28 protein-coding genes are annotated in these 25,604 nt (G+C 33.5%); 24 read left to right on the top strand and 4 right to left on the bottom strand.

Annotation, left to right across the window (positions count from 1 at the left end):
* Nucleotides 1-30: 30 nt before the first annotated feature.
* From E0W73_RS01500 to E0W73_RS01445, 12 genes are all read left to right on the top strand, one after another.
* Nucleotides 31-780: a hypothetical protein gene (locus E0W73_RS01500; RefSeq protein WP_135220315.1), complete on the top strand. Its 750-nt coding sequence runs from the start codon at nt 31-33 to the stop codon at nt 778-780.
* A 95-nt stretch (nt 781-875) separates the two neighbouring features.
* Nucleotides 876-2,432, top strand: coding sequence for a rhomboid family intramembrane serine protease (locus E0W73_RS01495; RefSeq protein WP_135220314.1), 1,557 nt, complete (start codon nt 876-878; stop codon nt 2,430-2,432).
* Between the two features lie 183 nt (nt 2,433-2,615).
* The gene (locus E0W73_RS01490; protein ID WP_135220313.1) at nt 2,616-3,080 is read left to right on the top strand and encodes a nuclear transport factor 2 family protein; all 465 of its coding nucleotides are present in this window, start codon (nt 2,616-2,618) and stop codon (nt 3,078-3,080) included.
* Nucleotides 3,081-3,084: 4 nt separating this feature from the next.
* Nucleotides 3,085-3,546 carry an SRPBCC family protein gene (locus tag E0W73_RS01485; RefSeq protein ID WP_135220312.1) on the top strand — a complete coding sequence of 154 codons (462 nt, stop codon included), beginning with the start codon at nt 3,085-3,087 and terminating at the stop codon, nt 3,544-3,546.
* A gap of 22 nt (nt 3,547-3,568) precedes the next feature.
* Entirely contained in the window at nt 3,569-4,123 is a 555-nt protein-coding gene (locus E0W73_RS01480; protein ID WP_135220311.1) for a hypothetical protein, read from the top strand.
* Between the two features lie 105 nt (nt 4,124-4,228).
* Complete coding sequence (locus tag E0W73_RS01475; RefSeq protein WP_057122622.1) at nt 4,229-4,666, top strand: acyl-CoA thioesterase; 438 nt, start codon at nt 4,229-4,231, stop codon at nt 4,664-4,666.
* Between the two features lie 11 nt (nt 4,667-4,677).
* Nucleotides 4,678-5,157, top strand: coding sequence for a hypothetical protein (locus tag E0W73_RS01470; protein WP_135220310.1), 480 nt, complete (start codon nt 4,678-4,680; stop codon nt 5,155-5,157).
* Nucleotides 5,158-5,236: 79 nt separating this feature from the next.
* On the top strand, nt 5,237-6,226 hold the full coding sequence (locus E0W73_RS01465; protein ID WP_135220309.1) for an alpha/beta fold hydrolase: 990 nt from the start codon (nt 5,237-5,239) through the stop codon (nt 6,224-6,226).
* Between the two features lie 152 nt (nt 6,227-6,378).
* On the top strand, nt 6,379-6,768 hold the full coding sequence (locus tag E0W73_RS01460; RefSeq protein WP_135220308.1) for a DUF1398 domain-containing protein: 390 nt from the start codon (nt 6,379-6,381) through the stop codon (nt 6,766-6,768).
* Between the two features lie 62 nt (nt 6,769-6,830).
* Nucleotides 6,831-7,682, top strand: coding sequence for a sulfurtransferase (locus E0W73_RS01455; RefSeq protein ID WP_135220307.1), 852 nt, complete (start codon nt 6,831-6,833; stop codon nt 7,680-7,682).
* Nucleotides 7,683-7,697: 15 nt separating this feature from the next.
* Nucleotides 7,698-8,939 carry an ATP-binding cassette domain-containing protein gene (locus E0W73_RS01450; RefSeq protein WP_135220306.1) on the top strand — a complete coding sequence of 414 codons (1,242 nt, stop codon included), beginning with the start codon at nt 7,698-7,700 and terminating at the stop codon, nt 8,937-8,939.
* Between the two features lies 1 nt (nt 8,940).
* On the top strand, nt 8,941-9,564 hold the full coding sequence (locus tag E0W73_RS01445; RefSeq protein ID WP_135220305.1) for a family 16 glycoside hydrolase: 624 nt from the start codon (nt 8,941-8,943) through the stop codon (nt 9,562-9,564).
* Between the two features lie 155 nt (nt 9,565-9,719).
* Here the strand turns inward: E0W73_RS01445 and E0W73_RS01440 are convergent, their stop codons facing one another.
* A complete protein-coding gene (locus E0W73_RS01440) occupies nt 9,720-10,766 on the bottom strand; it encodes an RluA family pseudouridine synthase (RefSeq protein WP_135220304.1) in 1,047 nt (348 codons plus the stop codon).
* Complete coding sequence (locus E0W73_RS01435; protein ID WP_135220303.1) at nt 10,756-11,376, bottom strand: PASTA domain-containing protein; 621 nt, start codon at nt 11,374-11,376, stop codon at nt 10,756-10,758. The genes E0W73_RS01440 and E0W73_RS01435 overlap by 11 nt, the downstream gene beginning before the upstream one ends.
* 341 nt (nt 11,377-11,717) lie before the next feature.
* Between E0W73_RS01435 and E0W73_RS01430 the strand changes: the two genes are divergently transcribed.
* From E0W73_RS01430 to E0W73_RS01415, 4 genes are all read left to right on the top strand, one after another.
* Nucleotides 11,718-12,689 carry a D-alanine--D-alanine ligase gene (locus tag E0W73_RS01430; protein ID WP_135220302.1) on the top strand — a complete coding sequence of 324 codons (972 nt, stop codon included), beginning with the start codon at nt 11,718-11,720 and terminating at the stop codon, nt 12,687-12,689.
* A 330-nt stretch (nt 12,690-13,019) separates the two neighbouring features.
* Complete coding sequence (locus E0W73_RS01425; RefSeq protein ID WP_135220301.1) at nt 13,020-13,712, top strand: DUF421 domain-containing protein; 693 nt, start codon at nt 13,020-13,022, stop codon at nt 13,710-13,712.
* 111 nt (nt 13,713-13,823) lie between these two features.
* The gene (gene coaD, locus E0W73_RS01420; RefSeq protein WP_135220300.1) at nt 13,824-14,285 is read left to right on the top strand and encodes a pantetheine-phosphate adenylyltransferase; all 462 of its coding nucleotides are present in this window, start codon (nt 13,824-13,826) and stop codon (nt 14,283-14,285) included.
* Between the two features lie 418 nt (nt 14,286-14,703).
* Nucleotides 14,704-15,282: a PhnA domain-containing protein gene (locus E0W73_RS01415; RefSeq protein WP_135220299.1), complete on the top strand. Its 579-nt coding sequence runs from the start codon at nt 14,704-14,706 to the stop codon at nt 15,280-15,282.
* 292 nt (nt 15,283-15,574) lie between these two features.
* On the opposite strand, the gene E0W73_RS01410 is transcribed toward E0W73_RS01415, so the two are convergent.
* Complete coding sequence (locus E0W73_RS01410) at nt 15,575-16,018, bottom strand: hypothetical protein (protein ID WP_135220298.1); 444 nt, start codon at nt 16,016-16,018, stop codon at nt 15,575-15,577.
* Between the two features lie 199 nt (nt 16,019-16,217).
* Entirely contained in the window at nt 16,218-17,579 is a 1,362-nt protein-coding gene (locus E0W73_RS01405) for a DEAD/DEAH box helicase (protein WP_135220297.1), read from the bottom strand.
* Between the two features lie 361 nt (nt 17,580-17,940).
* Between E0W73_RS01405 and E0W73_RS01400 the strand changes: the two genes are divergently transcribed.
* From E0W73_RS01400 to E0W73_RS01365, 8 genes are all read left to right on the top strand, one after another.
* Nucleotides 17,941-19,668 carry a M14 family metallopeptidase gene (locus tag E0W73_RS01400; RefSeq protein WP_135220296.1) on the top strand — a complete coding sequence of 576 codons (1,728 nt, stop codon included), beginning with the start codon at nt 17,941-17,943 and terminating at the stop codon, nt 19,666-19,668.
* Nucleotides 19,669-19,811: 143 nt separating this feature from the next.
* Entirely contained in the window at nt 19,812-20,150 is a 339-nt protein-coding gene (locus E0W73_RS01395; protein WP_135220295.1) for a cyclic-phosphate processing receiver domain-containing protein, read from the top strand.
* A gap of 196 nt (nt 20,151-20,346) precedes the next feature.
* On the top strand, nt 20,347-20,955 hold the full coding sequence (locus tag E0W73_RS01390) for an SLATT domain-containing protein (protein ID WP_135220294.1): 609 nt from the start codon (nt 20,347-20,349) through the stop codon (nt 20,953-20,955).
* The gene (locus E0W73_RS01385) at nt 20,918-22,204 is read left to right on the top strand and encodes an SMODS domain-containing nucleotidyltransferase (RefSeq protein WP_135220293.1); all 1,287 of its coding nucleotides are present in this window, start codon (nt 20,918-20,920) and stop codon (nt 22,202-22,204) included. Before E0W73_RS01390 ends, E0W73_RS01385 begins: the two co-directional genes overlap by 38 nt.
* 308 nt (nt 22,205-22,512) lie before the next feature.
* Entirely contained in the window at nt 22,513-22,917 is a 405-nt protein-coding gene (locus E0W73_RS01380) for a hypothetical protein (protein ID WP_135220292.1), read from the top strand.
* On the top strand, nt 22,841-23,674 hold the full coding sequence (locus E0W73_RS01375; protein ID WP_244248420.1) for a transposase: 834 nt from the start codon (nt 22,841-22,843) through the stop codon (nt 23,672-23,674). Before E0W73_RS01380 ends, E0W73_RS01375 begins: the two co-directional genes overlap by 77 nt.
* A gap of 367 nt (nt 23,675-24,041) precedes the next feature.
* Entirely contained in the window at nt 24,042-24,599 is a 558-nt protein-coding gene (locus E0W73_RS01370; RefSeq protein ID WP_135220290.1) for a Crp/Fnr family transcriptional regulator, read from the top strand.
* A gap of 70 nt (nt 24,600-24,669) precedes the next feature.
* Entirely contained in the window at nt 24,670-25,566 is an 897-nt protein-coding gene (locus E0W73_RS01365; protein ID WP_135220289.1) for an alpha/beta fold hydrolase, read from the top strand.
* Nucleotides 25,567-25,604: the final 38 nt, after the last annotated feature.

The raw sequence follows: 25,604 nt of genomic DNA, 5'->3' as shown, positions 1-25,604 counted from the left end.
TACTTGAAGAATATACTAAAACCTCAATCAATGAAAAACTCAATCGTATACATACTGTCTCTTTTGCTTGTTTTCACCATACAATCTTGTAAAAAAGACACCCAAACCACTTCAAACAATGTTACTGTTACTGACAGTCTACCAACAAATAAAGAATTTGAAGAAAATGGCGAAGAATATGAAGAAAACAATCCTGAAGAAGCAGATATTACCTATCCTGAAACCGGAAAAAAGGCATCCGATTTCCTTCCAAAACTTGGTATTTATGAAATTCAATACAATGCCGAAGGTGATCTGAATAATGACGGTTTAAAAGATATAGCGGTCGTTTTGAAACATAAAGATGTCAAAACTTCCAAAAGACCAATGCTGATTCTTTTGCAGAATGCAGATAAATCATATCGTTTAGATAAAGTTTCGGATGTTGCCATGCCGGCAGAATACAATGAATTCGATTTTAAACTTTACGATACAGAAGATATTAGCATTGAAAAAGGTAAACTGCTTGTAAATCTTTACGGCATGGGACCAAGTGGCACTTTTTTCTGCACATTTAAATATATGGGTAAAGATCTTGTTTTAAATTATATGGAAGCAAACTTTAGTGGTGCTGGGGGTCGTTCTGGACTTGTTTATGATTTTGAAAAAGGAGAAATAACCCAAACCGAAACCAACACAATGAAAGAAGATGAACCCACAACATCTGAAACCATAAAAATAAAAAAGAAGCCTCATTTCTTTGAAGAGACTTCTGTTACAGAGTTTTTTAATGAAGAATAATCTTTTATTAAAAAAACCTTTCTAGTTCTTAATAAAAAAAACAATATTTTAACAATGTAAGAAAAAAATTATATTTGTGCTATCTAATAAATATCATGAATAAAACTATACACCAAAAAATCAATATCCTTTTCATCCCATTTTTAATTACATCAATTGGCTTTTGCGCTATATATACTTTTCTAAACTGGATTTTACTTATTAAGCTACAACTATTTTCAATAAAAGAATTTGTAATAGAATTTGGACTTCCAGCTTTCCTCCCTGTAATTCCAATAGTATTTTTTTTTCGACCAAGATTAAAAATTTTGAACTTAAAAAAATCCAATGGAAAAAGTTACAGCGATCTTTTCATAATTATTCTTTGGCTTGCAATCGCAGTTCCGACTATAATTGCACAAAACTATTTAAAAAACTCAACAGGAAAATTGAGTAAAGTAGACTACATCAGTCAGATTTCAAAACAAGAACCATCAAAGTATTATAAGGTTAAACGTTTCTATTTAGACAAATCAAAAGTCGGAGTTAATACATCATTTGAAGTTGGCGGAAAATACAATGAAAATTTTAGTATAAATTTATTTATAGTTGTTCCTATTCTTGACAAAAAAAGTGATACGGCTACTATTTCAAGTTGCAAATATTGGTTAGGCATAAAATATGACGAGCGCATGAGCAACAGACTAGATGAAAGAGAAAAACAAAATAGGTATGAAGAATTTCTAAAATTGAGTCAGTATGAATTCGACAGAACTGATTTTAGTGATTTTGTTTATTTGGAAAAGGTTGGAAATTCTGAAATTGGTGATGGATATAAGGAAGCGCTAAAAAAATTTAAAAAATTTAATACCGAAGGTTCTATAATATTTATTTCAAATAACAAACCATTCGAAAGCAGAAGAGGAGATACTTTGTATTGGCTTATTGGAACATTTTTATCTGGGATAATTGTTTGGCTAGTAATGATATTGATACCCGTGTGCAATAGAACAGAATTAAGACGCTTCGAAAAAGGGACCTTTGAAGACAAGGATTTAAAAGAGTTTTTAGATTTTCTAAAACCAAGAGAAAACTTCTACATTACCCCTATTTTAATGTACAGCAATATTTTAATTTATTTAATAATGGTAGTTGCTGGACTAGGCTTTATATCCTTTAAGGGATATGATTTACTAGATTGGGGCGGAAATTTTAGACCAGCTACAATTAACGGCCAATGGTGGCGTCTTTTAACTAATATTTTTCTTCATGGTGGATTTATTCATTTGCTATCAAATATGTTTGGGCTTTTGTTTGTTGGTATATTTATAGAACCAGTGCTAGGCAGATTAAGATACATACTATTATATTTAATTACAGGAATACTAGCCAGCTGTTCCAGTATTTGGTGGTATGAGGCAACTGTAAGCATAGGAGCTTCAGGGGCAATTTTTGGGCTTTATGGAGTATTTCTAGGTCTATTGTTGAAAAAAGTATTCCCTGAAGATTTAAGCAAAGCTTTTTTAACTACAACATTGATATTTGTAGGTTACAATTTAATTATGGGGCTTATTGGCGGAATCGATAACGCAGCCCATATTGGCGGACTTCTGAGCGGTTTTATTTTCGGAATTATAATAAGTAAATCTGTAAAAAATGAATCCGTAAAGTAAATCATACTACGATTATCTTCCAGTTAGTCAGTGTTAACAGTCTTTCCTGCTCTTAAGCAATGAGTAGATTACACTTCCGTACATTGTCTAAAACTGAACAAAAAGAATAAAAACAACACTGAAAATCAACCAATTGAAAAACAATTACTAAATTAGTTTTTTATTATTCCAAAATAAACTGATATGAAAAACATTTTAATTGTTCTTATTATTTTCATCTCCCTTTCCTCCTGTAATAATGCAAAATCTGAAAAAATGAATCCAGTATCTTCATCCGAAAATGAAAAACTAGTAAAAGAATATTTCGAGCTTTTTAATCAGCACAAATGGAAAGAAATGGCCGACATATATGTTGAAAATGCCGATTTTAAAGATCCTTCTCTAGGAAACGGAATCGTAAAACAATCACATCAGCAAATCGTCACAAAATATACAGAATTGAGTGATATGTTTCCAGATGTTCATGATAAAATCCTGCAAATTTATCCTTCGGGCGAAAAACATATTATTGTAGAGTTTGTTTCAACTGGAACTGCTCCCGATAATTCCAAATTTGAATTACCGATCTGCACCATTTTTACAATTGAAAACGGAAAAATCACCAAGGATTTTACCTATTACGACAACTTTGAAGAACCTCAAGAATAAAAAAATGACTTCAGAAATCCTTTCCACAACGCCAGATTCAGAAATTGTTACAACACGAATTCTAAATTTTCCGCAAGAACTTGTTTTTAAAGCTTGGAGCGATCCAGAACATTTAAAAAATTGGTGGGGACCGAATGGCTTTACCAATACTTTTCATGAGTTTGACTTTCGCGAAGGCGGAACATGGAAATTCACTATGCACGGCCCTGAAAAAGGAAATTATGAAAATGATGTTGAATTCATCAAAATAGAAAAACCGAATCTTATTGCTTGGAAACGCCATTCTAAACCACTTTTTCAAATCCTGACAACCTTTGAAGCTATTTCTGAAAATGAAACAAAAGTGGTTTTTAAAATGCTTTTTGAAACAGAGGAAGAATGTCAGAAACTTAAACCTTATGTTGTGGATAAAAATGAAGAGAATTTTGATAAGTTGGAAGTGGAATTGAACAAAATTACAATTTAATCATTTTAATAGATTAAGAATTATGCAAATAGATTTAAATCCAGAAGAAGAAATTGAATTTGTAATATCCAAAAGAAAATCGTTTCCTTTCAGAGATGAAGACTTTCTCAGAATTCCAATGTTGATAGGTGTTCTTTTTATATTGTACTTCGCTAATAACACTTTTTCAAGAGGTTTCTCGAAAGGATTTGTCGCATATTTTTATTTAATTTCAGCCTTATTTTCTTTTATTCTGTTTTCCGTAGTAAAAAATTATTACAAAAGATTATTAATTGCTTTTAAGTGGAAGTATATCGTAACCAATAAACGTCTTTTTGTCCTTAACCATAAAAACACAATTGAACATTCCTTTTATTATGATAATTTCCCTGAAATTAATTTTTCAGAAAATTTATACGGAAACGGATATTTAATCATTGGCAAAAAACAGCCTGTCTTTAGTTCCTCCAGCTCGTTTCTTCATTATAGAATGGGAGTTAACTTTAGCGAAGAAGATCTTATTTTATACAATATTGAAAATGTAAAAAATGTATCTAAATTAATAAAGTCCAGAATTACAAATTATGCTACTCAGTAAATCTGTAATATTTTTTATTCTCAAAATCAATTTTGGTCATTCTGCAAAATGGCTTTTACACATTTATTCGTAATTTCGATTTCTCATTAAAATTACAATTACAAAATGGCTTCATTTACAAAAGAAATATCTTTTCGCTGGTCAGATCTTGACCCTAATTTTCACGTTCGTCACAGTGCTTATTACGATTTTGGTGCACAGCATCGTATTGAAATCCTTGAGGAATTAGGACTAACCTTAAAGGTAATGCAGACACAAGGTTTTGGGCCTGTTTTATTTAGAGAAGAATGTGTTTTTAGAAAAGAACTCAAACTTTCAGACAAAATATTCATTCACACCAAAACATCAAAAATGAAAGCTGATGCTTCGCGCTGGTCCATCATTCACGAATTTAGAAGAGAAGATGACACTTTGTGTGCAACAATTACGGTAGACGGCGCGTGGATGGACACAAAACTCAGAAAACTGGCCTCGCCTACTCCAGAAATCGCAATTCAGGCATTAAGCATTTTCCCTAAAAGCGATGATTTCGTCGGATTATAAAAACTAGCGTAATGAAACAACTTCTCTCTTTTTTGATAGCGTTATTGTTTTTTGTGAGCTGCAAATCTCCAGAAAAAAAGCCTTTGGAGAAACTCCAATCACCCAAAGAAACTGTTGAAGCTTATTTAGCCGCCACAAATCGCTTTGATTTTGAAGCCGCAGAAAAACTTTTGATTCCGAATAAAAACAATCAGATGCAATTAGAAACCATCAAAAAAATGGAAAAAAGCTTACCTGACGAAAGAAAAAAGGAATTTATCAATAAAGAAAAAGACGCTTCTTATCACGAAGCAAGCATAACCAATTCTAGCGCGCAAATTATCGTGACACTCAATAATGAAATCGTCATGCCAGTTGAATTCAATCTGAGGAAAGTAAAAAACAAATGGCTCATCGAATCAATCGGAACATTCAAAAAACAACCAAAATCCAAAAGCATAAATTATGTTTTTGGATTTTTTACTTTCGTTTCTCTCCTCAATACTTTCTGATAATTTTAAGATTTTAGGCTTTGTTATAAAAATGCATAGCTTTAAATTTATGGTATAGTAATCTGAAATACCACAAAAAATGAAAATCATAAAACTCGTCATACTCTTAATGCCTTTATTTTGCCTTTCTCAGGAACAGAAAATCAAGCCATTAGATATAAATTTAAGCAATTATGAATATCCGTTTCCGGTTCAGTTTTTAGAAGTAAACAACCAACGCCAAAGTCTAAAAATGGCGTATATGGATATTAAGCCAAGCAATTACAATGCTAAAAACATTGTTTTGTTTCACGGAAAAAACTTTAATGGAGCTTATTGGGAAACCACTATAAAAGCATTAACAAAAGAAGGATTTCGCGTAATTGTTCCGGATCAGATTGGTTTTGGAAAATCATCAAAACCAGAAAACTTTCAATATACGTTCCAGCAGTTTGCAGAAAACACCAAAAAATTATTGGATCAGCTTGGCATTCAAAAAACTGCAATTTTAGGACATTCGATGGGCGGCATGTTGGCTACTCGTTTTGCGCTTATGTATCCAGAAATCACAGAAAAATTAGTTTTAGAAAATCCAATCGGATTAGAAGACTGGAAACTTGTTGTTCCGTATAAACCGGTTGACTGGTGGTACGAATCGGAATTAAAACAAAACTACGAAGCCATCAAAAAGTACCAAATGGCTAACTACTACGACGGAAAATGGAATGCAGACTACCAAAAATGGGCAGAACTGGGCGCTGGCTGGACAACTGCTCCCGATTACAAGAAAGTTGCCTGGAACTCTGCTTTGATGTACGATATGATTTTTACACAACCTGTTTTGTATGAATTTAAGAACGTCAAAAGCCCGACACTGCTAATCATTGGAACGAGAGATAAAACCGCAATCGGAAAACAACTTGTTTCTGAGGAAGTAAAAAAAACGATGGGAAATTATGCCGAAGTGGGCAAAAAAACACAAAAAGCAATTCCGAATTCTAAGTTAGTCGAAATTGCCAACACAGGTCATTTGCCCCATATCGAATCTTTTGATCAATTTATAAAACCATTAATCGTATTTTTGAAATAATATATTTTTGTTTGCCACTAATTACGCGAAGTTGAACTATTTTCTTTTTCAAACATTAAAAAGAGCAACACAGATTAAATCATTTTTAATCCTTTAATCTGTGGCAAATAGTGTAATTTGTTGCAGAAACCTAACCTAAAAAAATTATAATTATGTTTACAATAGAACAAATAAAAGAAGCGCACTCAAAAGTAAAATCTGGTGCCGATTTTCCAAATTATATCCAAGATTTAATTATTTTGGGCGTAAAGGGTTATGACACTTTCGTGAATGACGGACATGTAGAATATTATGGAGTAAATGGCTATAGCGTTACGGCAGATGAAAAATATCCCGAAATTAAAGTCGCAGATTTTCCAAATAAAGAATATTTCATAGAACTTTTGGTCAAACACCAACATGGAGAAACAGATTATATGACTTTCTGCAACCATTGTGCGCAATGTGGCATTGCAAAATGGAGAGTCGATATTGTTGAAATGACATGCACTTATTTTGATAAATCGGGCAACGAAATCCTGATCGAAAAAATTCCGGAATAATGGATTTCCCAATGGCTAAATTCCAATTTCCTGCTTCACAACATTAAAAACAACACTACCAAATGTCATTTTTACCAATTATAAACGTATCGGAATTACTTCGGTTACAGGATTCAGATGAAATTGTTTTAGTTGATGCTCGTGCTGGACTTAATGCGCAAGAAAATTATCAAAACAAACATCTTAAAGGTGCGCGTTATGTCGATTTAAACAAAGATTTGGCAACCGCAGACTGCAATCCTGCCAATGGAGGAAGGCATCCTCTTCCGTCTTTAGATAAGTTTTCTGAGGTGCTTTCAAAACTGGGAATTTCTCGTTCCTCGCATATTGTTGTTTACGATGACAAAAACGGGTCCAATGCAGCCGCTAGATTTTGGTGGATGCTAAAAGCTGTCGGGCATGAAAAAATCCAAGTTTTAAATGGAGGTTTTCAAGAAGCCGTAAAAGCAGGATTTCCTTTAAGTACTGAAATCGAAAATTTTAAAAAAGTCGAGAAATATCCTGTTTCTAGTTGGAAATTAGGCTTAGCCGATATTGAAGAAGTTGAAAAAGCCCGAAACAATCCTGACAACATAGTAATTGATGTTCGGGATAAAAATCGTTTTGACGGACTTACAGAACCGTTAGATTTAATTGCAGGACATATTCCGGGAGCAGTAAATGTGCCTCTCACCGAAAATCTCGATGAAAATGGATTGTTTAAAACTCCTGAGCAATTGGCTGAAAAATACCAATCTATTATCGGAAATAAAAAAACAGAAAATAGCATCGTGCATTGCGGTTCTGGCGTAACTGCCTGTCATACCTTGCTCGCAATGGATTATGCAGGAATTCAGATTCCGAAACTTTATGTAGGTTCGTGGAGCGAATGGTCGAGAAACAATCGCGAAATGAAGCTAAAAGAAAACAATTAATACCTAAAAATAAAAATGCAGCACTGGGACATACTTTTATCCAACCAGGTAAACAAAAAAGCTTTTATAGACAGCCTGTTAAATGGCGACGCAGAAGGAGATCTAGCCGTTTTTAATAATCAAAAAGGAATTCTTTTTTCAGATATTGCAATTGAGAAATTCATCGAAAAAGAGTTCCAGTACGACAGTGTAGAGGCTTCTCCTGATACGCACAGGCAATTGCGTACTTTTTCATCGGGAGAACGCAAAAAAGAGTTTTTAAAATACTGTATCAATCAAAAGCCCGATTTTATCATTTTTGATAATCCGTTCGATCATTTAGATCAGGCATCGAGAGTAATTTTGGCTGATTCCTTAAAGGATTTGACCAACGAAATCGCCATAATTCAGCTTTTAAACCGAATGGTTGATGTATTGGAATTTGTTCCGAACAAAGCGCTGATTAAAGATAATACGTTTACACTTTATCCGATTTCAAGCGCCGAAAATCATTTTAAGACCTTAAATACAGCTGCAATTCCAAAAGCAGCAGAAACACATTCTTTTCACGAAAGTGTATTGATTAAGCTCGATAACGTTTCGGTTAGTTATGAAGAAAGAAAGATTCTCGACAACATTTCGTGGACCATAAAACAAGGTGAATTCTGGCAACTGATTGGTCCAAATGGTTCCGGAAAAAGCACCATTTTGTCATTGATTACAGGTGACAACCCAAAAGGATTCGGCCAAGATCTTTATTTATTCGGACGAAAAAAAGGAACTGGAGAAAGTGTTTGGGACATAAAAAAGCAGATCGGAATATTCGCAACTTCTATGACCGATTTATTTCAGAAAAGCCATACTTTAGAACAAATGATCCTTTCCGGATTTTTTGATCAAATCGGACTTTATACCGAACCCACCACACATCAAAAAAATCTAGTTACACAATGGCTCGAAGTCATTGAAATGGCAGACCTTTGCAAAAAACGTTTTATAGACCTTTCTATCGGACAGCAACGAGTAGCGCTAATTGTGCGCGCCGTTTTAAAACATCCACCGCTATTAATTCTAGATGAACCTGTTGAAGGTTTAGACGACGAAAATGTAGATTTAGTGATTCAGCTAATCAATACCATCAAACAAGAAACCAATGTAAGCATTATTTACGTTTCGCACCGTATTGAATCTGGCCTCGCTCCTACTTCAGTTTTCGAACTTTTACCATCAGAGACAGGATCAACCGGAAAAATAAAATATCATTCAGAATTAAATTAAAATGACACTAAAACATATTAGCATATTTCTTTTTTTATTGGTTTTAAGTTCGTGTTCCAGCACAATTTCAACCGAAAAAAAAGAATATTCAACTACCAATTCTTCGAAATTAAAATCTGACTGGACAATCAATTCTCAAGAATGGTTTTTAGACAACAATACTATCACAGGATCGGGTTCAGCTTCAAAATGGGGTGTTTTGATTTCGAAAAAAGAGCTTCCCAAAAATTATGAGATAGATTTTAAAGTCAATATGACAAAGGAATCTTTATTTGAAATAATGCTTAATCTGGATAAAGAAAAATACATCCGCACCTATCTGTATCAAATTGACCAAAACATCGTAATTGGCGAAGGCATTTATTACAAAAATGATGATTCATACGGTAAAAGAGGCGGCAGAACCTTGTATAAGAAACCTATGCAACTGGAAAACAACAAAACGTACTCCGTAAAAATCAAAGTCACACAGAACCAATTATACTTTTTAGTCGACGGTCAGACTTCATTAGAATGTTCTCTTGAAAAAAGCAATTTAAGCCAAAAAGGAAAACTAGGCTTCATTACCAACGGTGAAGTCAAGATAACCGATTTAAAAATTAAATATCTATCAGAATTAAATTAATGAAAACATTTTTTTCATTAATTCACCACTCGTTAGAAAAACTCTAGTGTGTCTCTACAGAATATTGAAATGATATAAATAAAGCTCCTTGCGGAGCTTTATTTATATCATAATTCAGGAAATTATCTAATTTCCAAATTCACAAATTATCTAATTCAAGACTCTTCCTCCTCCATATGATGCGACTTAGAATAATTTCTCCACTTGTCTAAACATTCCTGAAAATCCTGCGGCAATTCTGTATCAAAACGCATCATTTCACCTGTATTTGGGTGTACAAATCCAAGTGTTTTAGCATGCAGTGCCTGACGTGGCAAAGCTTTAAAACAATTTTCTATAAATTGTTTGTATTTCGTAAAAGTCGTTCCTTTCAGAATCAAATGGCCACCGTAACGTTCGTCATTAAACAGCGGATGTCCGATATGCTTCATATGCGCACGAATCTGGTGCGTTCTTCCGGTTTCAAGTTTACAAGAAATAAGCGTCACATAACCAAAACGCTCCAAAACTTTATAATGCGTAATGGCAGGTTTTCCGATTTCTGGATCATCAAAAACGGCCATCTGCATACGGTCTTTTAAATGTCTGGCAAGGTTTCCTTCAATAGTGCCACTGTCTGCAGTTACATTTCCCCATACCAAAGCAATATATTCGCGTTCTGTGGTTTTCGCTTCAAACTGCTTTGCAAGATGTGTCATGGCGGCTTCTGTTTTCGCAATAATCAAAAGACCAGATGTATCTTTATCGATTCGATGCACCAAACCGGGACGCTCGCTGCTGTTCATTGGCAGATTATCAAAATGATGGGCCAAGGCATTTACCAGTGTTCCGGTATAATTTCCGTGTCCGGGATGCACAACCATTCCAGGTTCTTTATTAATCAATAAAAGGGCATCATCTTCATAAACAATAGTAAGCGGAATATCCTCAGGAAGAATATGATTTTCGTATGGAGGATGTGACAACATTACAGTTATCACATCAAAAGGTTTTACTTTGTAGTTTGATTTTACCGGAATATCATTCACAAAAATATTTCCGTTTGTTGCCGCGTTCTGAATTTTGTTTCGTGTGGCATTCGGAATCAAATACATTAAATATTTGTCAATACGCAAAAACGCTTGACCTTTAGGGACTTCAAATCTGTAATGTTCGAATAATTCGTCTTCCAGATCTAAATTTTCATCAATATTACTGCTCATCACTTGGGTTTTCTGCAGGCTCTGTAGCTGTACTGTCGGCCTGGCTTTCATCAACATAACTTGCTTTTCCGTCACCTAAAACCAAATCAATTTTAGACGCTTTCAGCACTCGGTCTCCTACTTTTAGGTTTCTGCCTTTGTAACGCATTTCTAGAACCATATCTTTACCAAGATTCGGAATATAAGTAATCGTTCCTTCTTCAAGTCCGAGGGCTTTTAAGGTAGGAACTGCTTCACGATATGTTTTTTCAATTAAATCCGGAATTCTAACAGAAGAAAATCCAGAAGCATTAATTTTAATGTAAATTTTTCGGCCCACTTTTACTTTGGTTCCCGGCAATGGATCCTGTTCTACAACGCTGTATTTCGGAAATTCGCTTCGATAATCCACACTATCCAAAAGCACATAATCCAAATCAAGGTCGTCCAGTTTTTCTTCAACCTGCTCCTCTGTCAGTTTTGCCAGATTCGGAACCTCGATTTCATGTCCGTGATCGGTCGTAAAAGTCAACCAATGCATAAATAAATAACCTAAAACAACAATAATTGCAGCAGCCATTAATAATTGCAAGAAAAAAACTCTGCTTGTTAAATACTTACGTAAACTCATAAATTTATTTTTATTAGCGACAAAGATAAAGTATTTCGTTTCAAAAAAAATGATAATTTTGTTTAAAACAAAGAACTTTGGAATTTGAATTTAAAATTTCCGATTTCAATTTTCAGGAGCTGTTTCCTGCTATCCGCTGTATTCCCGATAAACAAAAACTACGGCTAAAAAGCCTTGTTTTTCTAAATCGGGAGATGCCGCTTCTATCAGGGCTAAGACACTCTATTTCATAAGAACGTTATTTATTAAAAAATCATATATTCAATAAAGTTTCAAAACAGATTTAAACGATTTACCGTAAAACCTGAAACTTGAAACAAATTAAAACCTGAAACAAAAACATGAAAAACATTGCCATCATCATGGGCGGATATTCAAGCGAATACAAAATCTCGCTTATCAGCGGAAACGTTGTTTATCAATATCTTGACAAAACCAAATACAACGGATTTCGTATTCATATTTTTAAAGAAAAATGGGTTTATGTAGACCAAAACGATGCCGAATTCCCAATCGATAAAAATGATTTTTCAGTTACTGTAAACGGGGAAAAAATCACTTTTGACTGCGTTTTTAATGCAATTCACGGAACTCCTGGAGAAGATGGATTAATGCAGGCTTATTTTGAATTGCTAGGAATTCCGCAATCTTCTTGCGATTATTACCAATCGGCATTGACGTTCAATAAAAGAGATTTATTATCAGTTCTAAAACCATACGGAATCAAAACGGCGGTTTCTTATTACTTGAACAAAGGTGATGTAATCGATACACAAGAAATCATTAAAAAAGTGGGGCTTCCTTGTTTTGTAAAACCAAACAAAGCCGGTTCTAGTTTCGGAATCTCAAAAGTAAAAACCGAAGCCGAATTGCCTATTGCTATTGAAGTTGCCTACAAAGAAGACAACGAAATCATTATTGAAAGTTTCCTTGACGGAACAGAAGTTTCTGTCGGCGTAATCAATTACAAAGGCGAAGTAATTGTATTGCCAATTACCGAAATCGTATCAGACAACGATTTCTTTGATTACGAAGCCAAATACGAAGGAAAATCACAGGAAATAACGCCAGCAAGAATTTCTGATGAATTGACTAAAAAAGTGGGAGAAACAGCAAAACGTGCTTACGAAGTCTTAAAAATGAAAGGTTTCTCACGAAGCGAATTCATCATCGTAGACAACGAACCACATATGCTGGAAATGAACACCATTCCGGGATTAACCACAGAAAGCTTAATTCCGCAACAAGCAAAAGCAGCCGGAATTTCTTTGGAAGATTTATTTACAAATGCTATCGAATTGGCTTTAGCTTAAAGATACTTAAGGTTCTGAGATTCTTATAAGATTTCAGGACCTTATTTTTTTTAATAATAACTAACCGTTTGGGTGAAATAGAATAAAATAGCTTCATTCAAGAATTAAAATCTAATTTGATCTGCTAAAAATCCTTTTGCTTATAAATTTTTCACGCAGATCTATACAGATTAAAGCAGATTTAGACAGATTTATATCCAAGCTGCTTTAATAGAATTGAAAAAAAATAATTTCACTCAACGGGTTAATAGCTATCAGAGTTAGAGAACCAAAGTCCGTAAAAAAGAAACTTAAAATCTCAGCAACTTAGAACCTTAGAAACATAAAAAAATGAAAGAAATCTTTGAATGGAACAGAGTACTTTTTAATGAACTTCCTGAAATATTTGTTCTAGAGGTAATATTCCGTTCAACGGTAATGTTTACGATTTTATTGCTGACCCTTAAACTGGCGGGCAAACGAGGCGTAAAACAATTATCGATTTTTGAAACGGTAATCATTATCGCACTTGGTTCTGCAGCCGGCGATCCTATGTTTTACGAAGATGTCGGAATCGTTCCTGCCATAATTGTTTTTATGGTTATTATCCTTCTCTACCGCACAGTAACCTGGATTACGGGAAAGAGCAAAAAATTTGAAGAATTTATAGAAGGAAAAACAGTATGCTTGATTAATGACGGAAAATTCTCTGTAAGCAGTTTTAAAAAAGAAACGCTGGCGCAGGATGAATTTTTCTCAGAATTGAGAGTAAAATCAATTGAGCATCTCGGCCAGGTAAAACATGCTTTTATAGAGCCTAGCGGCGAAATCAGTGTGTTTTTTTACGAAGACAAAGAAGTCGGCTACGGACTTCCGATTTTGCCCCTGCTCTTTAACGAAAAAAGCAAGACAATTCCGCAAGACGGCACTTATTCCTGCTCTTTCTGCGGTAACACTGAAGAAGTCAAAAAAGGAACCGCAAACTGCAAAGTCTGCCATAAAGATGAATGGGTGGAGTCTATTAAGACATTAAGGATTTCTTAGAAATTTAATTCTAAAAAGAGAAAATTCTAAATTCCAAACTTAAAAACAAGTTAAGAATCATAGTTAAAACCTTAGCAACTCAGTATCTCAGAACCTTAGAACCTTAAAAAAATGAGAAAAGCAATATTCCCAGGATCATTTGACCCGATTACATTAGGACACGAAGACATTATTAAAAGAGGAATCCCCTTGTTTGATGAAATTGTCATTGCAATCGGTGTCAATGCCGAAAAAAAATACATGTTTTCCTTAGAAGAAAGAAAACGTTTTATCGAAGAAACCTTCAAAGACGAACCAAAAGTTACGGTTATTACGTATGAAGGCTTAACAATTGATTTGGCTAAAAAACTAAAGGCGAATTTTATCTTAAGAGGTCTTCGCAACCCAGCCGATTTTGAATTCGAAAAAGCAATCGCCCACACCAATAGAAAACTTTCTAAAATAGAAACGGTATTTTTATTGACTGCAGCAAGCACATCATTTATCAGCTCAAGTATTGTTCGCGACGTATTGCGTCATGGCGGAGAATATGAAATGCTGGTTCCAAATGCGGTTAGAGTGAAAAATAAATAATTGTTTTTTGAGCCTTCTGAATGAAAAGAAAAATCTTAATAGTACTTGTAATCTGTTTTGGCGTATTAAAATAAAGTATCACGAAAGTTCTCAAAATGAGACTTCGATTATTGATCTTAATAAAATAACTCGTGGGGTGAAATTATTTTCAACACATAAAAACATAGTTTAACTAAACTTAAAAAAGGCGTTTCACTAGTCTAAATGCACATAGTTTAGCTATTGTGTGGAAACTTGTTTGTTCCATTTTCTTGTTTCGGCACAAAAAACTATGCTTCTATGTGTAAAATTCTTTTATTTTTTAATTACACCCAACGGATTAAAATAATATTTAAAAACTAAATTTTACGCCGAAATTTAAATTTGCAATGCTTGTCTATTATAAGTAATTTCGCATTTTTAAACAAACCCATAAATAATGAGCATCGAAAGAGAATTAAGCAAACGAAGCGGATCTAAATGTGAGCTTTGCGGCGCTGAAGAAAATTTAAAAGTTTATCAAGTCCTTCCAACGAGAAAAGGTGGAATTGATGAAGCTGTATTAGCCTGTAATACCTGTATTGACCAGATTGAAAATCCAGACAACGTAGATTTGAATCACTGGAGATGCCTGAATGACAGCATGTGGAATGAGAATATTCCGGTTCAGGTTGTTGCGTGGAGAATGTTAAGCCGTCTGCGCGCCGCAGGATGGCCACAGGAATTACTTGACATGATGTATTTAGAAGATGATGTTCTAGAATGGGCAAAAGCTACAGGAGAAGGCGAAGATGACGAAAATAAATTGGTTCACCGCGACAGCAACGGCGTAGTACTACAACACGGAGATTCTGTTGTTTTAATCAAAGATCTTAAAGTAAAAGGATCAAGCATGGTTGCCAAACAAGGTACCGCAGTAAGAAATATTCGTCTTGATCATGAAAATGCAGAATACATTGAAGGAAAAGTTGATGGACAGCAGATTGTGATTATTACACAGTACGTTAAGAAGATATAGTTCTCTTTTGAGGGACAAAGATTCAAAGGAACAAAGTTTTCTTGGAATACTGTTTAATTTAACACCTAAAGACACAATCTCGATAGCTATCGGGAATACAAAGTTCGCTAAGTTTTATTCAATAAAGCTTAGCGAACTTGCATTAAAACCATACATAAAGTATATGAACCTGAAACTTGAAACCTGAAACAAAAAAAAAGCCGTTCAACAAGAACAGCTTTTTTTATATTTTTTAGAGATAAAGCTAAAAAACTTTGCCCCTTTGTCTTTTTGTTACTTTGAACCTTAAAAATTACTTTTGGAATAATTTGTTGATTTGATCTTTTACGAATGGCTCAGATACGTTGTTTGTTGCAGCATCTCTTTCTTTACCAGAAACCATAAACTGAACAGTAGCTTTGTCCGGAACCACATTACCTGTGTAGTGCAACCAAATATAGTTGTTAGGCAACTCTAATTTAATATCGTACAACGGAGAAGCTGTAAATCCGCCCATGATAATGTTGTATAAAGAGTTATAAGCATTATCAATGTTCTTAAATGAAAATTTTCTCAAAGTCGAATCATCATCACTTTGAACGATAGTGTAATACACAGTGTATTCGTCACCAATTTTCTGAATGTAGTTGTTATTTACTTTTCCTAATTTCTCTACAGGAACTGTTTCTAGAACCTTAACCTGTGCAAACGAAACAAAACTAAAAAACAATGCGGCAAGAGTAATAATCTTTTTCATAATAGTACTTGGGGTTTACAATTTTACGAACACAAAAAAACATAGAAATATTGAAAAAACCCCTATCAATTCATTATTTTTTCAATATAAAATTGTAAAAGTTAGTCAAACAAAAATAAAACACTGAAATACAACAAGATAAAAACCAAATACTCCCAATACAAAATCATTTTTTGTACTAAAAATCATTTTATTTGAACTAATATTTACCTTTTTTCTCGTCTTCTACTTTCTTTACAACATTACGGGCCACTTCAATTTTAAACTTTTTGCCCTTCATTTTTTCGTCTTTAATATATTTAAGCAAATCTTTTACCTTACTGTATTTTACAGCGGCAAACGATACAAAATCTTTAACTTCTATGAGACCTAAATCGTCTTTTTCTAGTTTTCCTTTTTGACAAAAGAAACCCACTATATCAAACTTGTTCAGTTTTGTCTTCTTTCCGCCACTGATGTAAATGGTTTGAAATTGAGGCGGTTTCGGTAATGAAACTTTACCTTCTACATCCATAATATCCATTTCATAATCAATGTAGTCAAGTTGTTTTTCACTTTCGTGAATGATCAAATAGGCAGTTCCAGATGCTTGCATACGCGCAGTACGGCCATTTCTATGCGTAAACTCATCTTCTTTTAACGGAAGATGGTAATGAATAACGTGTTTCATTTCAGGAATATCCAAACCTCTTGCGGCCAAATCTGTTGTTACCAAATAACTGATGCTTCCGTTCCTAAATTGGATTAAGGCTCGTTCACGTTCGTCCTGATCCATTCCGCCATGATAATAGACCGAGTAAATCCCTTTCTCGTTTAACGTATCACTGATTCTCTCCGCAGCATCACGATGATTGCAGAAGATAATTGCTGATTCTGATTTTAAAGAACAAATCAGATTAAACAAACTCTGCAATTTATCTTTAGCTGGCGAAATCACCATCTTCATCGACAAATTTGTCTTTTCTTCCTCTTCAGGAATAAAATCTAAAACCGTCGGATTAACAACTTTTGTATATTTCGGAATCTCAATATCTGAAGTTGCCGAAACCAAAACACGTTTATTAACTTTCTGTAATCTACTAATGATAAAAGACATCTGCTCATGAAAACCTAATTGCAGCGATTTATCAAACTCATCTAAAATCAAAGTCTGAATTTTATCTGTCCTAAAGGTTTCTCTGTCGATATGATCGGCTATTCTTCCAGGCGTACCAATTAAAACCGCTGGCGGATTGCTTAAATTCTTGATTTCAGTTTCAATCGAATGCCCTCCATAGCAGATATTGACTTTGTATTGCGTTCCCATTTTCTTCCAAACCTGCTCAATCTGCAATCCCAACTCACGAGACGGAACCAAAATCAGACATTGAACCGATAAAATTTCTGGCTGCAACAATTCTAAAACCGGAAGCAAAAATGCTAATGTTTTTCCCGATCCTGTTGGAGAAAGCAGTAAAACGTTGTTGTCTTGAAGAATGACATCTTTTGCAGTTTCCTGCATTTCGTTTAGGTTTTCAATTCCTAAATTCGAAAGTACATCGTGAGAATGGTGTTTTTTCATGCTGCAAAAGTAATTAAAATTGTTTGGTTTGTTTCAAGTCTCAGGTTTCAAGTTTGATATGCTAGATTTTTTTATTTCACGCAGATTTAAAAAGATTTAAGCAGATTGAGCAGATATTTATCTCTCATAAATTATGCAAATCAAGCAGATAAAATCAAAACATCAAATTAAAAAATCCACAAAATCTGCCGGAAGCAAATGACCATAAAGATTACCTTTCACTCAGATTTAAAAAATCAAAATTAATCTGCCTAAATCTGCAAAATCTGCGTGAAACAAATAGCCATAAGCATATCAAACTTGAAACCTAAAACTTGAAACAAATAAAAAACTATATTTGATTCTTCAAAAAACCAGAATCATGAAACTTCTTACCATTCTCTTTTCACTTTTCACAATCACGACTTTTGCTCAAAACAACAAAAAATACGACACGTTTTTTGAAAAAGGAAACGGAAATCAGGCTGCAGATTACTTCGAAACCATTCGGTATTTTAAGCTTTTAGCAAACGATTTTCCGACGATACAAATCAAAGAAATGGGATTGACCGACTCAGGTTATCCATTGCATATGGTGACTTTTAATCCAGATAAAGTGTTTGATTTTGATGAGATTCAGAAAACTAAAGCTGTTTTGTTTGTGAATAACGGAATCCATGCTGGAGAACCGGACGGAATCGATGCCACAATGCAGTTCTACAGAGATCTAGCAACCGGAAAAGTGAAAGCGCCTAAAAATACCGTTTTGGTAACGATTCCTGTTTATAATATTGGAGGCGCTCTAAACCGAAATTCAACAACTCGCGCCAACCAAGACGGACCAGAAATTTATGGTTTTAGAGGAAATGCAAGAAACTACGACTTGAATCGCGATTTAATGAAATCGGATACCAAAAACACCAAAAGTTTCGTCGAGATTTTCCAGAAAATAAATGCTGATGTTTTTATCGATAATCACGTAAGCAACGGTTCTGATTATCAATACAAACTGACGTACATCATGACGCAACACAACAAACTCGGAACCGTTTTGGGCGATTTTATGAATAACGAAATGATGCCTGCTTTGGTAAAAGATCTGCAGAAAAAGAAAATAGAAACTACGCCTTACGTTGATTCCTTTAAAGATACACCAGATAAAGGTTTTGGTCAGTTTGTAGATAGTCCTCGATATACAACGGGGTATACTTCGTTGTTTAACACAATCGGTTTTGTGGTTGAAACGCATATGCTGAAAAAATACGCAGAACGTGTCAAAATGACTTATGAATACATGAAATCGACCTTAGATTTTACTGATGCCAATTATCAGAAAATCAAAGAACTTCGTGTGAAAAACCTACAGCAATACCAACCTAAAAAAACCTATACGCTACAATGGGAACTGGACAGCACGAAAACTACCAAATTTACATTTTTAGGTTACGAAGCAGGATATAAAAAAAGCGAAGCGACAACAGGAAATCGTTTGTATTACGACCGAAGCAAACCATATAAAAAAGATGTTCCGTATATCAAAGAATTCAAATCACAAAAAGAAGTCGTTATTCCGTCTGCTTATATCATTCCGCGGGGTTACTGGAATATTATAGACCTGCTGAAAAACAATAACATTTCGTTTACCGAACTTAAAAACGACACCATTATAGAGGTTGAAAGCTACCGAATCGCCGACTTTAAAACCATTCCGTCTGCTTACGAAGGTCATTATCTGCACAGAAATACAACCATAACTTCTAAAATGGTAAAAATGAATTTTGCTAAAGGAGATTACTACGTTCCAACGAATCAAAAAGGTGTAAAATATCTTCTAGAAGCTTTTGAACCCGAAGGAGTAGATTCGTTCTTTAATTGGAATTTTTTTGATGCTATTTTACAGCAAAAAGAACATTATTCTGAATATATTTTTGAAGATACTGCTGCACAGCTTTTAAAAGAAAACCCTGCTCTCAAAGCAGAACTTGAAGCCAAAAAACAAAACGATACCGCTTTTGCTAAAAATCCAGAAGCTCAATTAGATTGGATTTACAAACATTCTGCTTATTACGAAAAGGCGCATATGCAGTATCCTGTTTATCGAGTTTTATAGTTTTTTTTTAACCGCAAAGTCCGCTAGTTTTTTTGTTTTAGATTGAGTTGAGAATACGCTAAGGTCGCAAAGCTTGACATTTAGAACTTTATTAAAGTTTAAAAGTTAGATCAATTTGAATCAAAATCTTTTATACAAAAAGTATGTCATACAAACTCTTTCTCGACGATTTACGAGATGTTCCAATGGTTTACAAAAACCTGACTGATGATGATTTTGTCATTGTCAGGAATTTTCATGATTTTAAAGAGGTGATTATTGAGAAAGGGCTTCCCGAATTAATTAGTTTTGACAATGATTTAGGGCTTGACGAAAATGATAATATCGCAGAAGACGGTTACGCTTGCGCGAAATGGCTGGTTTATAAATCTGGACTAGATTTACAGAATCTAAAATTCAACGTTCATTCTGCCAATCCTGTTGCAAGTCAGCAGATTCAGGGTTTACTTGATAATTATATTAGACATTTGAGATCACAATAATGCAGATTTTTAACTATACTTGTAAAGAAAACAATTGTAAAAAGCAACCTTGCTTTACTTTGTGGGCACGGATTGTAAATCCACGCCATCGGATTTTGTAAACATTTTGAAGTTTTACGGTTTTCCGTAAAAAAGTACACTAATAATCTTATAAATTTGAAAACCATCCATCAACAATAATTAACATTTTAATTTAATGAGAAAAGAAGAATTTTTAAACACATTAGCTCAAAAAGGTTACGATATAGGATTTGGTGCAAAAAAAAACTTTTCATCTTATGATATAATTAATAAACTTCCTAGCTGGGTAGGATTTATATCATTAGCAGTTGGTATAATCCAAATTGCATATGAAAATATTCCTTTGAATAAAGAGCTTTCAATCTTACTAATTTTTGTGGGTATTGCTATAATGTATTTAGAAGTATTCAAAAGTAAGACAAGTGAATTTGAGAATGAAGGCATTAGACTTACAAGATTATTTAATTCTATTAGAGATTTGTACTATCGTGCAAAATCAGACACGAATTTTTCGTATCAAAATTATGAGGCATCTTATAATAACATTTTAAATGATTTTTACAGTAATAATGTTAGTAAACAAGTATTTATGTCTAGTTGGTATGCACACTTTAAATTTTTTTATGAAATGCAAACTGATTGGATTGTAAATGAATTAAAATTAACTTTTTTCAAGGACAAAATACCTAACTCATTAAAAATCATATTTTTAATTACTTCAATTTTAATTTTATCATGTTTGTTTTATGAATGTATCCCAAGTATTCCAAGACTTTGTAAATAATTTAACTGTTACAAATGAAGAAAGTATTGAAAATAGGTTTTCAACCATTACAAAAAGATTAAATACCGATTTTCATAATATAGATTCTAATTCAGAAAATGGTATATATGTTGGTAGTTATGGCAGAGGAACTGCAATAAATGGAGTTAGTGATTTAGATTTATTATTTATACTTCCTGATTCTGCCTACACAAAATACAATAACAGAGAAGGAAATAAACAGAGCCAGTTACTACAAGATGTAAAAAATTCGATCTTAAAAACTTATTCACAATCAGAAGTTAGAGGTGATGGACAAGTTGTTGTAATTGAGTTTGGAAATGATTTTATTGAAGTTTGTCCAGCTTTTGAAGAAAAAGATGGAAGTTTTACATATGCAGATTCAAATAATGGAGGTAGCTGGAAAAAAACTGACCCTATACCTGAATCTCAAGAAATATCTAACTTTGATATTGACTGTAATGGAAATTTAATAATCTTATCTAAAATAATAAGAGCATGGAAAAACAAAAGTGGAGTCAAAATAGGTGGTTTATTAATTGATACTTTTGTTTATAATTTTTTCAAAGAAAACCCAGATTATCAAGATTATACATTTGAATACTATGATTTATTAATTAGAGATTTTTTTAATTATCTAAAAGAACTAAATGATGATCGAGTATACTGGTATTCTCCAGGTAGTAACCAGCATGTTTATAAAAAAAAATCAAATTTTAAAACCAAAGCAAAAAAAGCTTTCTTTATTGTTGAAGAAGCTATAGAAAAAAGAGAAAACTCTGGAGTCTATGAAATATGGCGGAAAGTTTTTGGAAAACCATTTCCTTATCCAAAAGTTGTTAAAGAATCAAGTTACAATTATAATTCTCAAGAAGAGTATATTGAAGACAAATATCCTTTAAACATCAAGTATAAATTAAGAATTGATTGTGAAATAACACAAGATGGCTATAGGACAGGTTTGTTAAGAACCATAAAATATTTATCAAAAAACAAAAAATTGCGTTTCTTTATAGATAATACTGATGTACCAGAACCATTTGAAGTCCTTTGGAAAATAAAAAATGAAGGCGAAATTGCTTACAGAAGAAACTCATTAAGAGGACAAATCATAAATAGCAATTTTTCTAAGAATGAAAGAAAGGAAAGTTCAGATTTTGAAGGCGCTCATTATGCCGAGTGCTATATAATTAAAAATGGTTATTGTGTAGCAAGAGACAGAATTGATGTCCCAATAAGCAATAGATAGAATAAAACTATTGCTCCTGCTGGCGCGAGCGCAATGTCATTAAGTTAAGACATTAAAGCTCTTAAATTCAATTAAGTATGCTTATATAAATTGGTTTAATTGTATTATTTTTCTTATATTTAAACTGTAATTTTACAGTTTTTAAATATGCCCAAGAATTCAATTTTAATAATTAAAAAATTGAGAGATGAGATTTTTAGCAAAGAAATAATAACCTCTTTTAAGATGAATGAACAGGATTTTACCAGAAAACGTAAACAGCTTTCGGTCAGGTTTTGCTTTTTATGCTGAATTTATTAAAGAAAAGCATGGCCATAGAAATTAATAATTTTCTGGAATATCTGAATGCAAAATTGGATTCACAGAAAGTTGAACATTTTACATCCAGTGCTTTTGTTCAAAAAAGACAGAAAATAAAACCTGAGGTTTTTAACTATTTATCAACTGTAATTACAGATAATTATTATGTGCAGAGCAACGAAAATATAAAGAGGTTTAAGGGCTTTAGAGTTTTAGCTGTTGATGGTTCAAAGATAACCCTGCCTTATACTGAGGAATTAAAAATGACTTTTTGGAGAATCAAAAAATCAGACCAACACCTCAATTATTCAGGCAAAATCTTCAGTATTGTACGATGTGCTCAATCAGCTGGTTTTAGATTCAGTTCTGGAAAACATAAAAACAGGAGAACGAGAATCAGCCTTGAAGCATAAGTATCATTGGAAAGAAGATGATTTAATAATTTACGATAGAGGATATCCTTCTTATGATTTTAAATATGAACATATTAAGTCTGGGGTTGATTATCTGATAAGAGTCCAGAAAAATCACAGCAGGATAGTAAGTGAATTTATATCAAGCGGTAAAAGAAGCCTGATTGTCGATGTTTTCCCGCAGGAAAAACACTCTTTTGCCGGAAAAGATTATAATAAATCTACAAGTATAAAAGTCCGGCTGGTTCGGGTTGGCTTGTCCAGTGGAGAAACTGAAATTTTGATGACATCTTTACTGGACAGTCAGATTTATCCATCAGACATATTTAAAGAATTGTATTTTCTAAGATGGGGAGTTGAAACATTTTGCGATGAATTAAAAAACAAATTAAAAGTAGAATATTTCACGGGTTATTCTAAAATTAGTATTGAGCAGGATTTTTTCTGTGCGGTATTTATCAGCAACCTGCAGTCGATTATTGTAAACGATTTGGAAGAAGAATTAAAAGCTAAAAATCGAACCAGAAAGTTAGATTACAAAATAAACACCAATTTGTCTTATGGATTTTTAAAAAACCGAATTTTAGAACTACTTTTTAAAGAAGCACCCTTGGAAGAAGTATTCAAAGAACTAGAAAATCTCTTTCTTCAAAATACAATTCCAATTCGATTAAACCGAAATAACAAACGGGAATCTGGCAAATATAGAACTGGAGTGAGACCTGTAGTACTTAAAAACCAGAAAGATGCGATATAGATTTTCCTTAACTTAATGACATTGATCGCGAGCGTCCCGCTCGTGATCGCAATCTAAATCAAAACTAAAAAGGACGATCGGGACGCTCACGCCAACAAAAAACAAACAAAACCTTAACCACAAAGCATATCCCCACGTGAGGGATAGAGCTAAGCTACCGAAGTAGCAGTGAAAGCCCGACAGCATCCCGATAAGAGGGCGTATAAGCGTAAAGCATATTGGCACTCTTATCGGGATGGTGGCACGCCCTAAATGTTATTGTAAACATCGTATAAAAACAAAATCTTGCTGTCTTAAAAACAGAATTAGGTAAAGATTTGAAAAGATGAGTAAATTTGCATCAAGCTACTAAATCAATTACCTTAAAATGATACATTTCCTAAAATCATTACAAATCATTTCTGATAGTGAACTTGAAAAACTAAATGGTTTTACAGAAAACAGAATCCTCAAGAAAAACGATTTTCTTATTAAGGAAGGAAATATCTGCAATGAAATTGTTTTTATAAAAAGAGGTATTGTCCGTTCCTTTTACACCAATACCGAAGGGAATGAAATCACGAAATGTATTGCTTTTGAAAACGAATTGGCTTCTGCTTATTCTAGTTTTATAACGCAGGAACCTACTTTTGAAAACATCCAGGCGCTTTGTGATACCGAATTGATTGTTTTAAAAAGAAAAGACCTATTCTATTTATACGAAAATAGTTTAGAATGGCAGGCTGCAGGCAGATTTTTGACAGAAATGGAATATATAAAGACAGAAAATCGTGCTGTTTCTTTTCAGAAGCAAACGGCAAAAGAAAGGTACGATTCGCTTGTAGAAAATCATTCAAAATTTATCAAATATATTCCTTTAAAGTACTTGTCCTCTTATTTAGGAATAACTTCGCGGCATTTGAGCAGACTGCGCAAAACAAACTGATTTTTAGGACAATTGTCTATTTTTTTGACAACAGTAATTGATTTCTTTGTATAAACCAAAACTTACATTTATGCAAAGAACTGAAAGCATCGATAAAAATCTAAACACTTTCTCGGCAACTTTTAAGCGTCATGTAGCGGCAATAGATAGCGGTAGCATCGAATATATGGATGAAGGCGCCGGCATTCCTATTGTGTTTCTTCACGGAACACTTTCAAATTCGAATACGTGGCGCAAAATCATTCAGCCACTAAGTGCAAAATACAGATGTATTGCTATTGATTTGCCTATCGGAGGACATACTATTCCGCTAGAAAACAATGTCGATTTGTCTCCAATCGGCATAGCGCAACTCATAAAAAACGTTTTAGATTATCTTGCTCTTGACAAAGTGATTCTGTTTTCTAACGATACTGGAGGGGCTTATGCGCAAATATTTGCTTCGCTATATCCTGAAAATATCGACAAGTTGATTTTTTCAAACTGCGAAGTACAGGACGTTTTTCCGCCCTCAAAATTCAGATATTTAATTAGAGCTGTAAAAATTCCGGGGTTTATTTCCTTGTTAGGAAATGCTTTCAAAATAAAAAGCCTTCTTACTTCAGATTTGATGATGGGATTACTTTCTCATAAAGTAACAAATGAAGAATTCGCTGCACTGTTTTTAAAAACTTTTATCGAAAATAAAGAAGTAAGAAAAAATTTTGCTTCGAATGTAGCAACTTGGTCGCCGAAATATACCATTAGGGCTGCAGAAAAGCTGAAATCCCTTAAAAATCCTGTTCTTATTCTTTGGGGAGAAGATGACAAAAAACTGTTTCCTTTAGAACTAGGAAAGCGATTAAAAGATATGTTTAGCTATTCAAAATTAGTTTCGATTCCGAATTCAAAGACTTATGTGCAAGAAGACCAACCAGAAATTGTAATTAGAGAAGTCATAAATTTTATAGAAACATATCGAGCATAACCTGAAACTTGAAACCTGAAACTTGAAACCAAATGAAG

It is taken from the genome of Flavobacterium foetidum (assembly GCF_004634245.1).
Taxonomy (GTDB): Bacteria; Bacteroidota; Bacteroidia; order Flavobacteriales; family Flavobacteriaceae; genus Flavobacterium; species Flavobacterium foetidum.
Note: the sequence above shows the minus strand (reverse complement) of the source record. Positions and strands in the feature narration are given on the sequence as shown.